The organism is Pseudomonas sp. LBUM1678, assembly GCF_059695575.1.
In genome coordinates, this window is the sequence record NZ_CP166775.1 from 537,147 (window position 1) to 551,406 (window position 14,260).

General features: G+C 60.4%; 9 protein-coding genes and 1 pseudogene. 8 read left to right on the top strand and 2 right to left on the bottom strand.

All coding sequences use genetic code 11. The annotated features are described in order from the left end of the window. Positions 1–1,426: 1,426 nt before the first annotated feature. From ACA070_RS02430 to ACA070_RS02460, 7 genes and pseudogenes are all read left to right on the top strand, one after another. Positions 1,427–1,645: pseudogene (locus ACA070_RS02430) on the top strand (DUF6124 family protein); the annotation flags it as partial. 201 nt (positions 1,646–1,846) lie between these two features. Continuing rightward, on the top strand, positions 1,847–2,455 hold the full coding sequence (locus tag ACA070_RS02435) for a YqiA/YcfP family alpha/beta fold hydrolase (RefSeq protein ID WP_497449898.1): 609 nt from the start codon (positions 1,847–1,849) through the stop codon (positions 2,453–2,455). Positions 2,456–2,524: 69 nt separating this feature from the next. After that, positions 2,525–4,429, top strand: coding sequence for a DNA topoisomerase IV subunit B (gene parE, locus ACA070_RS02440; protein WP_497449899.1), 1,905 nt, complete (start codon positions 2,525–2,527; stop codon positions 4,427–4,429). Beyond that, complete coding sequence (locus ACA070_RS02445; RefSeq protein ID WP_497449900.1) at positions 4,429–5,418, top strand: esterase-like activity of phytase family protein; 990 nt, start codon at positions 4,429–4,431, stop codon at positions 5,416–5,418. Before parE ends, ACA070_RS02445 begins: the two co-directional genes overlap by 1 nt. Next, positions 5,415–5,939 (top strand): retropepsin-like aspartic protease family protein, encoded by a 525-nt coding sequence (locus ACA070_RS02450; RefSeq protein WP_497449901.1) that lies wholly within the window; start codon positions 5,415–5,417, stop codon positions 5,937–5,939. Before ACA070_RS02445 ends, ACA070_RS02450 begins: the two co-directional genes overlap by 4 nt. A 7-nt stretch (positions 5,940–5,946) precedes the next feature. Continuing rightward, positions 5,947–8,214: a DNA topoisomerase IV subunit A gene (gene parC / locus ACA070_RS02455; protein WP_131058790.1), complete on the top strand. Its 2,268-nt coding sequence runs from the start codon at positions 5,947–5,949 to the stop codon at positions 8,212–8,214. Between the two features lie 176 nt (positions 8,215–8,390). Then, entirely contained in the window at positions 8,391–9,104 is a 714-nt protein-coding gene (locus ACA070_RS02460) for a PqiC family protein (RefSeq protein WP_497449902.1), read from the top strand. A 230-nt stretch (positions 9,105–9,334) separates the two neighbouring features. Here ACA070_RS02460 and ACA070_RS02465 read toward each other — a convergent pair whose 3' ends face one another. Continuing rightward, a complete protein-coding gene (locus ACA070_RS02465) occupies positions 9,335–10,867 on the bottom strand; it encodes an AhpA/YtjB family protein (protein WP_497449903.1) in 1,533 nt (510 codons plus the stop codon). 135 nt (positions 10,868–11,002) lie between these two features. On the opposite strand from ACA070_RS02465, the gene serB reads away from it, so the two are divergent. Further along, positions 11,003–12,217 carry a phosphoserine phosphatase SerB gene (gene serB / locus ACA070_RS02470; RefSeq protein ID WP_059405832.1) on the top strand — a complete coding sequence of 405 codons (1,215 nt, stop codon included), beginning with the start codon at positions 11,003–11,005 and terminating at the stop codon, positions 12,215–12,217. 154 nt (positions 12,218–12,371) lie between these two features. Here serB and ACA070_RS02475 read toward each other — a convergent pair whose 3' ends face one another. Then, complete coding sequence (locus ACA070_RS02475) at positions 12,372–14,150, bottom strand: cyclic-di-GMP receptor FimW-related protein (RefSeq protein ID WP_497449904.1); 1,779 nt, start codon at positions 14,148–14,150, stop codon at positions 12,372–12,374. Positions 14,151–14,260: the final 110 nt, after the last annotated feature.

Sequence of the window (14,260 nt, forward strand, 5' to 3'; positions counted from 1 at the left end):
CCACTTAGGGTTTCGCCCTTACGGCGACTCACTTTTTTTACAAGCGCCTAAAAAAAGTAAGCAAAAAAAACGCTCGCCCCAAGCGTCCAGCCCCTCGCTAAGGCTCGGCGTTCCTTCGCTCCGGTATCCATCCGGGGACACTGCCCTCCGGTTGGCTTCGCTGCACCTACATGCAGCGTGTTCGACTGCGTCGAACGGCGCTACGCGCCACTCCCCGGATGAACACCTCCACTCAGCCTCCCGAAGGGGCGGGCAGATCAAAATCAAAAGCAGGCGAGCTAACGCTCGGCCTATTGAGTGGTGAAAAGCATGTACGCCGGGCCCTTGTAGGAGCGAGGCTTGCCCGCGAAGGCGGCCTGACAGCCGACCAAGATCTTGCGGATGTACAAAATTCCACTGTGAGAGCTGGCCTGCCAGCGATGGCGGCCTGACAGCCGACCAATATCTTGCTGATGTACAAAATCCCGTGGGAGCTGGCTTGCCTGCGATGGCGGCCTGACAGCCGACCAATATCTTGCGGATGTACAAAATCCCTGTGGGAGCTGGCTTGCCTGCGAAGGCGGCCTGACAGCCGACCAATATCTTACGGATGTACAAAATTCCCCTGTGGGAGTTGGCTTGCCTGCGAAGGCGGCCTGACAGCCGACCAATATCTTGCTGATGTACAAAATTCCCCTGTGGGAGCTGGCCTGCCAGCGATGGCGGCCTGACAGCCGACCAATATCTTACGGATGTACAAAATTCCCCTGTGGGAGCTGGCCTGCCAGCGATGGCGGCCTGACAGCCGACCAATATCTTGCGGATGTACAAAATTCCCCTGTGGGAGCTGGCCTGCCAGCGAAGGCGGCCTGACAGCCGACCAATATCTTGCTGATGTACAAAATTCCCCTGTGGGAGCTGGCCTGCCAGCGAAGGCGGCCTGACAGCCGACCAATATCTTGCTGATGTACAAAATTCCACTGTGAGAGCTGGCCTGCCAGCGATGGCGGCCTGACAGCCGACCAATATCTTGCGGATGTACAAAATTCCCCTGTAGGAGCGAGGCTTGCCCGCGAAGGCGGCCTCACCGGCGACGCTGTTTAATGGTCAGCAAAAATTTCAGAACCTTCCCACGAAGTTTTCAGGTTGCCCGTCAGACGCGGCTTCTCTAGCCTTTTGCCTGTCGCTGACACATTCAGCGATCGGGCTTCGCGGCCCGTTTTCTCAGGCATAATCGCCCCCGCCTAACGACAGCGCTTTCGGCTGTCTGTCGTTTCGTGTCATGGCGGCTGTGCGCGGGATACCTTCGGGTATGCCGAGTTGCCAGAGGATCGGTCCGCGAACCTGCGTACAGCTGCCACCCAAATTGCTTCGCGGTAATTTGTAAGTGGCTCCACTCTTCCTCTGGAGTACTACCATGTTCAAACCAACCCCCAATCCCCCCGCCCGCAAACCCAGCACGATGTTCATGATCGTCCCCGAAATGGACACGGAAAGCCTTTTAGCCCATTCCTGTGAATCCCTGGCGTCGGCGAGTGTCATGGCCAGTGATTTTGCCGCGCGCCTGCATGGGCCGGACCGGCATACGGCGATGGCGATTCAACAGATAGTCATGCTGGCCGAACTGGCGGTGAATCGGGCGCTGGATAATGTCGATCCAGCATAAATTTTCCAGATAAACCGCGTTATCGTTCATCGCGAGCAAGCTCCCACATTGGGCCGCGTCCGTCTGGACAACTCGGTCACCTGTGGGAGCGAGCCTGCTCGCGATGGCGTCCGTTTGGGCAACCTGATTCCTGCCTATATCCCCGATTCCCCCGACTCCCTGTAAACTCCGCCTTCTTTACCCGACGCACAGGGAGTTCAAATGTCCGGTTCGATCCTTTATATCCACGGTTTCAACAGCGCACCTTCATCGAAAAAGGCCACGCAGCTGGTGCACGTGATGGAACGGCTGGGTTTGAGCGATCAATTGCGCGTTCCGGCCCTGCATCACCATCCGCGCGAAGCCATCGGTCAGCTGGAGCAGGCGATTGAAGAGCTGGGGCGGCCACTGCTGGTCGGCAGCTCACTCGGCGGCTACTATGCGACTCACCTGGCGGAGCGCCATGGCCTCAAGGCCCTGTTGATCAACCCTGCCGTCAGTCCGCACCGGATGTTCGACGGGTTCCTGGGGACGCAGAAAAACCTGTATACCGATGAGGCCTGGGAATTGACCCACGACCACGTGACGGCCTTGGCCGAGCTGGAAGTGCCGGCGCCCCGGGATCCGCAGCGGTTTCAGGTGTGGTTGCAGACCGGCGACGAAACGCTGGACTATCGCCTCGCCCAGCAGTATTACCGCGCCTGTGCCTTGCGCATCCAGGCCGGCGGCGACCATAGTTTCCAGGGTTTTGCCGCGCAACTTCCGGCAATGCTGAGTTTTGCCGGTATCGGCGCAGATTTGTATCAGGCGATCGATTTCACAGCACTGTGATCTGTCGCCTCTTTTTCACAGAACACTCTTTTTCACAGAACACTTTTTACAGGCGGACGACGAGACCCCATGGCCACTCCCAGCGCTAGCTCTTATAACGCAGACGCCATCGAAGTCCTCTCGGGCCTCGACCCGGTGCGCAAACGCCCCGGCATGTACACCGACACCAGTCGGCCGAACCACCTCGCCCAGGAAGTCATCGACAACAGCGTCGACGAAGCCTTGGCCGGGCACGCGACGTCGGTGCAGGTCATCCTGCACGCCGACCACTCCCTGGAAGTCAGCGATGACGGCCGTGGCATGCCAGTCGACATTCATCCGGAAGAGGGTGTGTCGGGCGTCGAGCTGATCCTCACCAAGCTTCATGCTGGTGGCAAGTTTTCCAACAAGAACTACCAGTTCTCCGGCGGTCTGCACGGGGTGGGTATTTCGGTGGTCAACGCCTTGTCGACCGAAGTCCGGGTGCGCGTGAAGCGTGACGGCAACGAATACCAGATGACCTTCGCCGACGGTTACAAGAAAACCGATCTGGAAGTAATCGGCACCGTCGGCAAGCGCAACACCGGCACCAGCGTGTTCTTCGCGCCGGACCCGAAGTATTTCGATTCGCCGAAATTCTCCATCAGCCGCCTTAAACACGTGCTCAAGGCCAAGGCTGTTCTGTGTCCGGGACTGCTGGTCAGTTTTGAAGACAAGGCCACCGGCGAAAAAGTCGAATGGCATTACGAAGACGGCCTGCGCTCCTACCTGGTCGACGCGGTCAACGGCTTCGAGCGTCTGCCGGACGAGCCGTTCTGCGGCAGCCTGGCCGGTAACAAGGAAGCGGTCGATTGGGCGCTGCTGTGGTTGCCGGAAGGTGGCGACAGCGTGCAGGAAAGCTACGTCAACCTGATCCCTACGGCGCAGGGCGGTACGCACGTCAACGGTCTGCGTCAGGGCTTGCTCGATGCGATGCGCGAGTTCTGCGAATTCCGCAGCCTGCTGCCGCGCGGTGTGAAGCTGGCGCCGGAAGACGTCTGGGAGCGCATCGCTTTCGTGCTGTCGATGAAGATGCAGGAGCCGCAATTTTCCGGCCAGACCAAAGAACGCCTGTCGTCCCGTGAAGCGGCGGCTTTCGTTTCCGGTGTGGTCAAAGATGCGTTCAGCCTGTGGCTCAACGCCCACCCGGAAACCGGCATGCTGTTGGCGGAACTGGCGATCAACAACGCCGGCCGTCGTCTAAAGGCCAGCAAGAAGGTCGAGCGCAAGCGCATCACGGCGGGTCCGGCACTGCCGGGCAAGCTTGCAGACTGTGCCGGGCAGGACCCGATGCGTTCCGAGCTGTTCCTGGTGGAAGGTGATTCCGCCGGCGGTTCGGCCAAACAAGCGCGGGACAAAGAATTCCAGGCGATCCTGCCATTGCGCGGCAAGATTCTGAACACTTGGGAAGTCGATGGCGGCGAAGTGCTGGCCAGTCAGGAAGTGCACAACATCGCCGTGGCCATCGGTGTCGATCCGGGTTCGGCGGACATCGCCCAGCTGCGCTACGGCAAGATCTGCATCCTCGCCGACGCCGACTCCGACGGTCTGCACATCGCCACCTTGCTCTGCGCCTTGTTCGTCCAGCATTTCCGTCCGTTGGTGGATGCCGGTCACGTCTACGTTGCGATGCCACCGCTGTACCGCATCGACCTGGGTAAAGAGATTTACTACGCCCTCGATGACGCCGAGCGCGATGGCATTCTCGATCGTCTGGTGGCCGAGAAGAAACGCGGCAAGCCGCAGGTCACCCGATTCAAGGGCCTGGGTGAAATGAACCCGCCGCAGCTGCGCGAAACCACCATGGACCCGAACACTCGGCGTCTGGTGCAGCTGACGCTGGAAGATTACGACGCAACCGCAGAAATGATGGACATGTTGCTGGCGAAGAAACGCGCCGGCGATCGCAAGTCCTGGCTGGAATCCAAAGGCAACCTCGCCGAGGTTCTTGGCTGATGCGGGTTGGCTTTGCCCTGGCATTTGCGTTACTTCTGACTTCCGTTTCGGCGTTTGCCGAACCGGCACCGGAGTTGCGCCTGTTGTCCGAGCATCCCGTCGACGGCATGCGCGGCGGTAACCTGTCGGGGTTGGCCCAGTGTGGCAAGGACCTGTGGACGATCTCCGATCGCGACGATGATCAGATCTACCGGCTTGATACCCGGGACACGGTCTGGCAGGCCGAAACCGTGGGCATCGGCGTACCTCCGGTGCCGGACAGCGGTTTGCCCTGGGGATTGCGTTCGCGGGCCTGGGTCGCATCGTTTGTACGGGGCGGGGACCTGGATTTTGAAGGCATCACGTGCGACAGCGCCGGTAATCGCTACATCGTCAGCGAGTCCCATGCTGCGGTCCTGCAAGTGCCGCCCGTAGGGCCTTCGTCCTGGCTGAAGATCTCGCCGATGCTGGTCCGCGAAGCGCGGGCCAGCGGCATGCTGTTGCAATTCAATGCGCTGTTCGAGGGGCTGGCGATCAACCCGGCGGGCGATCAATTGTGGCTCGCCGCCGAGCGTCAAAGCCGTGGCTTGCTGCTGATCAAGCGCAAACAGACGGTGTGGGATTGCGACGGTGGCTGCGTGTTGCTGAGCGAAGCGGGGAAAGACATGCAGCCGGCACAGTTTCCACGGGCCAAAGCCGTGACTCGGGACTTTGCCGACCTGTCGCTGTTCAACGGCAAGCTGTTTACGCTTGAACGCAACGCTTACCAGATCTGCCGCCGTGACCCGGTGACGGCCAAGGTCGAGCGCTGCTGGTCGTTTGCCGATGGAGCCTTGCAGGAACACCGACGCTATCAAAATCCGTTTGGTCTGACCGAAGCATTGATTGTCGACGCCGAGGGTGCCTGGGTCGGCACCGACAACAATAACGATGCCCGCGCCGATGGCGAGGTTCGCCCGGTTGTCTGGCGCTTCGCTGCGCCTGAAGGTGGTTGGAGTGCCAAGCCGTGAGCCAGCAGACGCCGGGGAAACGCGCCGGCCGGGTGTTCATGGTGCTGGCCTGGTGCGCGGCGCTGTTTCTGGCGACACGGTTTTTCGGTCAATGGGAAGATCGGCAGCAAAATCCCAATGTGGTCGTCAGCTCTGAACAGAGCGAAGGTTTTATTGAAGTGAAACTGGCCAGCAACACCCAGGGCCACTTCGTCGCCAGTGGCCAGATCAACGGCCAGCCGGTTGATTTCATGCTGGATACCGGGGCGACCGATGTGGCGATTCCGGCGGAAATGGCAGAACGGTTGAAACTGGAAAAAGGCTTCGGGGTGACCCTGAGCACGGCCAATGGTCGCACCGAGGGTTATCGAACCCGCGTCGACCGGCTGCAACTGGGCGACATTGTGCTGCGTGATGTGCGCGCCATCGTCGTGCCAGGCCTGGATGGCACGCAAGTGCTGCTCGGTATGAGCGCGCTGAACAAACTTGAATTTACCCAGCGCGGTGGCACCATGCTGCTGCGCCAGACAACGAACCGATGAGGCCCGCATGAGCGACTCCCTTGATCTCAGCCTGGACGGTGTAGAACGCCGGTCACTGGCTGACTTCACCGAAAATGCCTACCTCAACTACTCCATGTACGTGATCATGGACCGTGCCTTGCCGCATATCGGCGACGGCCTGAAACCGGTACAGCGGCGCATCATCTATGCGATGAGCGAGTTGGGGCTGGACGCCGATTCCAAGCACAAGAAGTCGGCGCGTACCGTCGGTGACGTGCTCGGTAAGTTCCACCCGCACGGCGACTCGGCCTGCTACGAAGCCATGGTCCTGATGGCCCAGCCGTTCAGTTACCGCTACACGCTTGTCGACGGCCAGGGTAACTGGGGTGCGCCGGATGATCCCAAGTCCTTCGCCGCCATGCGTTATACCGAAGCGCGGCTGTCGCGTTATTCCGAAGTGCTGCTCAGCGAGCTGGGCCAGGGCACCGCGGACTGGGGCCCGAACTTCGACGGCACCCTCGACGAGCCGCTGGTGTTGCCTGCACGTTTGCCGAACATCCTGCTCAACGGCACCACCGGCATCGCCGTGGGCATGGCCACCGACGTACCGCCGCACAACCTGCGTGAAGTCGCGACGGCGTGCGTGCGTTTGCTCGATGAGCCCAAAGCCACGGTCGAACAGCTCTGTGAGCACATCCAAGGCCCGGATTACCCGACCGAAGCGGAAATCATCACCCCCCGCGCCGATCTGCTGAAAATGTACGAAACCGGCAAAGGCTCGGTGCGTATGCGCGCCGTGTACCACATCGAAGACGGCGACATCATCGTCACCGCGCTGCCGCATCAGGTCTCTGGTGCCAAGGTGCTGGAACAGATCGCTGCGATGATGCAGGCCAAACCGTCAAAGGCCCCGCAGATCGCTGACCTGCGCGACGAATCCGACCATGAAAACCCATGCCGGATCGTGATCATTCCGGGCGCGCGGAAAAACTTTGACCACGACGCGCTGATGCAACACCTGTTTGCCAGCACCGAGCTGGAGTCGAGCTACCGGGTCAACATCAACATCATCGGTCTGGACGGCAAGCCGCAGCTGAAAAACCTGCGTGCGCTGCTGGTGGAATGGCTGGAGTTCCGCGTCAACACTGTGCGGCGTCGTCTGCAATTCCGCCTCGATAAGGTTGAGCGTCGTCTGCACCTGTTGGACGGTTTGCTGATTGCCTACCTCAACCTGGATGAAGTGATTCACATCATCCGTACTGAGGAACACCCGAAAGCCGCTCTGATCGCGCGCTTTGCCCTGAGCGAAATCCAGGCCGACTACATTCTCGACACCCGTTTGCGTCAGTTGGCGCGACTGGAAGAAATGAAGCTGCGCGCCGAGCAGGATGAACTGCTCAAGGAACAGGCCAAGCTGCAAGCCCTGCTGGGCAGCGAAGCCAAGCTGAAAAAACTGGTGCGTACCGAGCTGATCAAGGACGCCGAAACCTACGGCGACGACCGTCGCTCGCCAATCGTCGAGCGCACTGAAGCCAAGGCCCTGACCGAGCACGATCTGCTGCCGAACGAGAAAGTGACCGTCGTGCTGTCGGAAAAAGGCTGGGTTCGTTCTGCCAAGGGGCATGAGATCGACGCCACCGGGCTTTCCTACAAGGCCGGGGATGGTTTCAAGGCCTTGGCGCCGGGTCGTTCAAACCAGTTTGCGGTGTTCATCGACTCCACCGGTCGCAGCTATTCGGTGCCTTCGCACACGCTGCCATCGGCCCGAGGCCAGGGCGAACCGCTGACCGGCCGTCTGACGCCGCCGCCAGGGGCGACCTTCGAATGCGTGCTGATGCCGGAAGACGATTCGCTGTACGTGATCGCCTCCGACGCCGGCTACGGCTTCGTGGTCAAGGGTGAAGACCTGCAAGCCAAGAACAAGGCCGGCAAGGCGTTGTTGAGCTTGCCGAACAACTCGAAGGTCATTCTTCCGCGCCCGGTGACGGACCGCGAGAACAATTGGTTGGCCTCGGTGACCACCGAAGGTCGCCTGCTGATCTTCAAGATCAGCGATCTGCCACAATTAGGTAAGGGCAAAGGCAACAAGATCATCGGGATTAACGGTGAGCGTGTGGCCAGCCGCGAAGAATATGTCACAGACATCGCCGTACTGCCGGATGGCGCCACGCTGGTGCTGCAGGCCGGAAAACGTACGTTGTCGCTGAAAGCGGACGACCTCGAACACTACAAAGGTGAGCGTGGGCGTCGTGGTAACAAACTGCCACGTGGCTTCCAGCGGGTCGATGCGCTGCTCGTCGAAAACCTCAATTAAGCGTCCTAGAGCGCTCGATCTACGATTTAACGCGTAGATCGACGCATTGGCGCTGGAGTCGGAACGCATATTCACGGATGATATGGCCTTTCAAGCGCCGGCGTGGCCGAGCGTTCTTCATATTTATTGAGTATTTTCACTGTGGCTAGCCTTGTGGCAACCACCTGGATGGGACGATGACTGCTCTGCGCCTTCCTTTTATTTTGATGCTCGCCGGCGTTCTTGGCCTGGCGGGTTGCAGCGTTCACCAACCGGTGTCGCTGTACCAGCTGGACAGCGGAAGTCCGGCTGAGCCTGCGCAAAGCGCGGGCATGGCGGTTTTGCTGGGCCCGGTAACAGTTGCGGATTACCTGCAACGCGAAACGTTGTTGCAGCGACAGCCCGATGGCAGTTTGCAGGCATCGCTTGACGGTCGTTGGGCGGGTAGCTTGTCTTCCGACATCGATCAGCTATTGCTGCGTCAGGTAGCGGGTCATCTGGACAGCCAGCGCGTTGTGCTGGCGCCTGCAACCGCCGGCTTCACGCCGGATGTTCAGGTACTGATGACGATTACTCGCCTGGACTCGGGCGAATCGCAGCCAGCGATCCTGGATGCGCAATGGCGTCTGATCGACCGTCGTGGCCAGGTTCGCGATAACCGCATCATTCACCTGCAGGAACAGCACGCTGGCGGTACGGCGGCTCAGGTCCAGGCACAGGGTGTGTTGCTGCAGCGTCTGGCCGAGCAGTTGTCGGTAGCGCTCAAGCCACTGGCTAACCAGCCACCGATTGCCGAAGCGCCAAAAAAACCGGCTGCCAAGCCAGTGGCTCCGGCGGCGGAACAGGAAAAGCAGCCGAAGATTCCGATGGCTTCACCGATTCGCACCGATATGGAAGTGTTCAGGTTCTAAGCCTGGATTGATTCAACACAAAGCCCGCAGAGATGCGGGCTTTGTTGTTTCTGCTGGGTGGAATCTCATTGCCTGTCCCGGCCCCATCGCCAGCAGACTGGCTCCCACAGGGGCCATGTGTATGCCAAAGATCCAATGTGGGAGCCAGCCTGCTGGCGATGGGGCCAGAACAGGCAACAAAAAACCCGCAGACGATCACGCGTGTGCGGGCTTCTTTGTAACGGGGCTATTTACGCCCGACGCTCATGCATCCGCGCCAGTTGCCGCTCAAGCATCGACGGATAAGGCTCCATCAACCGCTCCACACAACAAGCACCCTCAGGGCTGGCAATCGGGCGGATCCGCGCACGCTGGCGGATCAGCGCGTCGTCACTGATCTTACGCTCCACCAGCAGCAGATTGCGGCTGTGTTGCGACAAGGCCAGGGCATCCTGAGCGGCTTCGGTCAGCAGCAGGTCGATCTGGCTCAGACCGAACAACTCGTCACCCAGTGTCAGGCCCAGCTGCAATTGCAGGGTGATGCCGCTGTCCGCGACTTCGATCTGCAACTGATGGCCCAGCGCTCGCAACAGCTCACCGCAGCAGATCGCGTTGGTCAGGTAGTCGTCGCCGCTGTCTTCGGTGTGGAACACCATCAGCGTGCTGCCATCGTTCAGGCTATGCAGCTCACCCTCATAGAGTGACGCAGCCTGGTCGAGGCAATCGCGATAGCGTTTGAGCAATTCTTCCAGGCGTGTACGAGGCAGACGGCGCAGTTGATCTTGAGCACCCAGTTGCACGGCCAGGACGGCGCTGTGCTGTGGCACGTTAGAGACCACCGGTTTTGCTACCGGCTTAGGCGCAGCGTCGGCCGATTCATCACGCAAATCGGCAAATGCATCGTCATCATCGTCATCTTCAACGGTGCTGACACTGCGCCGTGGCGCAGGCTTGAGGCCGGCGACAGGCTTGGTTTCATCGAAACTCGGATCACGCAGGTTGCGCACTTCGAAGGTCGGCTCGTTATCGTCGGCGTCTTCGTATTCGCTTTCGTCGTATTCCGGCTCAGGCACGGGTTCCGGTTCGGCCGGCTCCGGCGCGAAATTGGCGTGCAGCTGACGGGCCAGGTCGCCGATCTCGTCCTGACGCTCGGTGGCCGGGGTGTATTCGTCGATATTGCGCAGCCACACGCGCAGTTGCAGCAACGGCGTGGAGATGTGCCGACCCAGGCGCAGGCTCAAGGCCAAGGACAGGGCCAGCAGAATCGCACTCAAAATGCCCATGCTTTGCAGGCTGATGGTCATCGGCTGCTGGAACTGATCCATGTCCAGGCTGATGCGCAGTTGCCCGGCGGTCACGTCCTGGAACGTGATTTTGCTCTGGTACATGCCCTCGGCTTCGCCCAGCAAGCTGTGCTTGGGACGTTGACCGGCTTCGGCGAGGATGCGGTTATCCACGCTGTAGATGGCGGCGTGGGCCACCAACTTGTTTTTGGTCAGGTTGTTGAGCAGCACGTTGAGGCTGAGGATGTCGTTGGACACCAACAGCTCCGTGGCGGAGGTGGCGGTCTGCGTGGTCAGGCTTTCGCCCAGCGCATCCGCCTGCTCGTGCATGGCCTGCTTGAACTGCAAACCCATCACACAGGCATAGATCACCAGGGCCAGAGCGACCAGGATCACGTTATGGCTGGCAATGCGCAATGCAATCGGTACACGGCGGTGGCGCAGTGCACGGAAGATCAGCAGAAAGAAGTTATCGGTTTTTACTGGCGTGGGCCGGTTCACTTGAGCTCGGCTCTTTTGTCCGTGAAGTTGACGCGCAGTATAGCGACAGGCCCTAGACCGGCAAAGCGCTCACGGTGCCCGATGGTCACTGAAAGTGGGTAGAATGCGGTTTTTTTCCACTTGCGGGGGTGCGCCTTGCGCGAAATCGTCCTGATAAACATCACGGGAGTCGACCGTCCGGGTCTGACTGCGGCCATTACCGGCGTTCTGGCCCAGGGTGGTGTGAACATTCTCGACATTGGTCAGGCGGTGATCCACGACACCTTGTCGTTCGGCATCCTGGTTGAAATTCCTGACACCGAGCAAGGCAAGTCGGTGCTCAAGGACATCCTGTTTACGGCTTACAAGCTCGATCAGCAGGTGCGTTTCACGCCGGTGTCCGAAGAGGATTACCAGCAGTGGGTCGGCAACCAGGGCAAAAAACGCCACATCGTGACGCTATTGACCCGCAAAGTGACCGCCGGGCAATTGCAGGCCGTGAGCTCCATCACCGCCAAATATGGCTTGAACATCGATCACATTGATCGCTTGTCCGGGCGTATGCCGCTGGACACCCCGGCCGACCAGGGCAAAGGCTGCATCGAGTTTTCCGTCCGTGGCGAAGCGGCTGACCCGCAGGCGCTGCGGGCCGAATTTCTCAGCGTCGCCCAGGAATTGAACGTCGACATCGCCTTCCAGGAAGATTCGCTGTTCCGTCGTAACCGCCGCCTGGCGGTGTTCGACATGGACTCGACGCTGATCGAGGCCGAAGTGATCGACGAACTGGCCAAGGCGGCGGGCGTGGGTGACCAGGTGTCGGAAATCACCGAGCGAGCGATGGCGGGTGAACTGGATTTTCGCGCGAGCTTCAAGGAACGCCTGGCCTTGCTCAAGGGGCTGGACGTCAGTGTGCTGGACTCGATCGGTGCGTCATTGCGTCTGACCGAAGGTGCAGAAACCCTGTTCGCCGAACTCAAGCGTCTGGGCTACAAGACGGCGATTCTGTCGGGCGGCTTCACCTACTTCGCCAAGCAACTGCAGGCCAAGTTGGGCATCGACTACGTGTTTGCCAACGAACTGGAAGTGGTCGACGGCAAGGTCACCGGCGTGGCGGTCGAGCCGATTGTCGATGCGCAGCGCAAGGCAGATCTTCTGAAGGAGCTGGCGCACAAGGAAGGTTTGCGTCTTGAGCAGACCATTGCCGTCGGCGACGGTGCCAACGATTTGCCGATGCTGGCGATTGCCGGTCTGGGCGTGGCGTTCCGGGCCAAACCGCTGGTGAAGCAGTCGGCGAAGCAGGCGATCTCCACCCTTGGGCTGGATGGCGTGCTGTATCTGCTGGGCTTTAGGGATCGTGACGGGCAGCTCTGAAGTCTGGCTGGGCCCCTGTGGCGAGGGGGTTTACCCCCGTTGGGCTGCGAAGCGGACCCCTGCGTCCTCTCAGGCGAACCGAGTTATCTGGATTTACGACTGCTGCGCAGCCGAACGGGGGTGAACCCCCTCGCCACAGGGATCTGCTTCTTCCTCAAAGCGACTTCCACAACGAATCAAAATCCTCTTCAGCGCCGCTCCCCGCGGCGTTGTCGTTTCTGCTCGCTTCCAGCGAGCGGTAAGCAAACTGATTAAAGCTGTTGGTGCTCGCCACCCGCCGATCCAGTCCGGCCCGGCGCTCCTGGCCGTTGGTGTTGATCAGCACTTTGCTGCCTTCCTGAAAGGGCAGGCGCGGGGCGAGCAACGTAGCGGGCAGGTCGATGGCGCTGATTTCCGGCAGCAACAGGCCACGCAAATACTGACTGTGGTCGTCCCGCGTTCGCACCAGTTGCAGCCCGCAAGGCTCGGCGTAAGGCGCGACCTGCTCAATCCCCATCTGCGTACCACCGCCACGCACCTGACGAATCCAGCGCACCACCGCAATACTCCAGCCCTGATTGGCAGAGTCCTGGATGCCGACCATCTCGCCAGCCTGCAACTCGGCGGGTACCGCGTTGGGCCACGCCAGGCAATAACCGCCGGGACTGTGATTGATGACCGGCAAAGCGTACGTCGGAAAATGCCGATTGCTATCGGCCGCCTCGTGGCCGTCGTCGTTCTGAAGGTGCGGGTATTCAATTTCTTCGTAAGGCAGCAAGGCATCGGCCGTGGCGTGGGGAGCGGCGTCGAACGCCTGGCCCCATTGGTCGCTCTCCCGGCCTGCCGGGGACGTTGCCGAAAACTGCGCAAGCCGGGTGCCGGGGTTTTTCAGAATATCGCTGAACGAACGTTGCCCGCCCAGGTAGAAGTGCAACGCGCTCATGCCCACGCACAGGGTCAAACTGCCTTGGCCAACGGTGCGTTGAAAACTGCGCTCGGCCGCCTGGCCCCATGCGGCGTGCAGGTGTTGCAGCGTATCCAGGCTGAGCCCGGTCGGTACGGGCAGCGGCGGTGTGCCGATAGTGCCTTGCAAATGCGCTTCGATGGCGGCGACCAGTGGCTGCGGATCAATCCCCAGCAAGCTGTCCTGCTGCTCGGCCCTGAACTTTGAGCGATAGCGCGGCCCGGTGTCGAGGTCCGGCGCGATGGCAAACAGTCCGTCAGCGGGTTGGCCAGGTTGCAACTTGATCCATTGGCTCCAGGGCTCCAGCACCTCGGCGAGCCGGGCGATCTGGTTCTGGCGCAGTTGATTGCAGCGGGAGGCGCCCAGCAGCAGGGCCGTCACGTACGTCTGTTCGATGCTCAGGGTTTTCGTCTGGCTGGCCAGTTCATCGCGCAGGCTCAGATGCTGGAGTTTGTGCGCGCAGGCGATCCGATACAGCTGATGCAGCTCCAGCCACAGGCCTTCCGGTACCGGACAATACAGCTGAGTAGAGCGAATCAGTGGCCCGTTCAGGCAATGCATCGCCCGCTGCAGCGCTTGGGTCAGCAGAGAGGCTCGATCCTTGCTGAAGCGAGGGGTGATGCGCACGACGATCTGTTTGTAGCCAATCGCCAAGTGACTTTGCAGGGCCTGGCAAAGGTTGGCGATCTTGCGCGAACGTTCGTCGAGCACAATGGCTTGATGCAGGAAATGCCGCTCCAGGTGTTTGCAGACGTAATACACCTCGGGGCGCAACAGTTCGAGCAGTTGCAGGCGATTGTCGCTGGGGGTGAGCAGTTGGTTGAGTTCGCTCAAGCCTTGATAGAGCAGGCGGGCGGTTTCGCCGATGTTGGCTTTGGGCAGGTTGGCGATCCAGCGCTTGAGGTCGCGCGGCGTCGGTTCACAGAAGGACAGGCGCAACTGCGTCGGGATCGGTGCACGTAGCAGCAGGTGGGGACTGGTCTCATTCATGCCGTGGAAAACTCCAACCGGGAAATGGGCAGTGAATGACCTGACTGTAGCACCTACGGATGTCTACCGTTTGTCTGTCAACTGAGTGCCGTTCGGGTGTACTACTAATC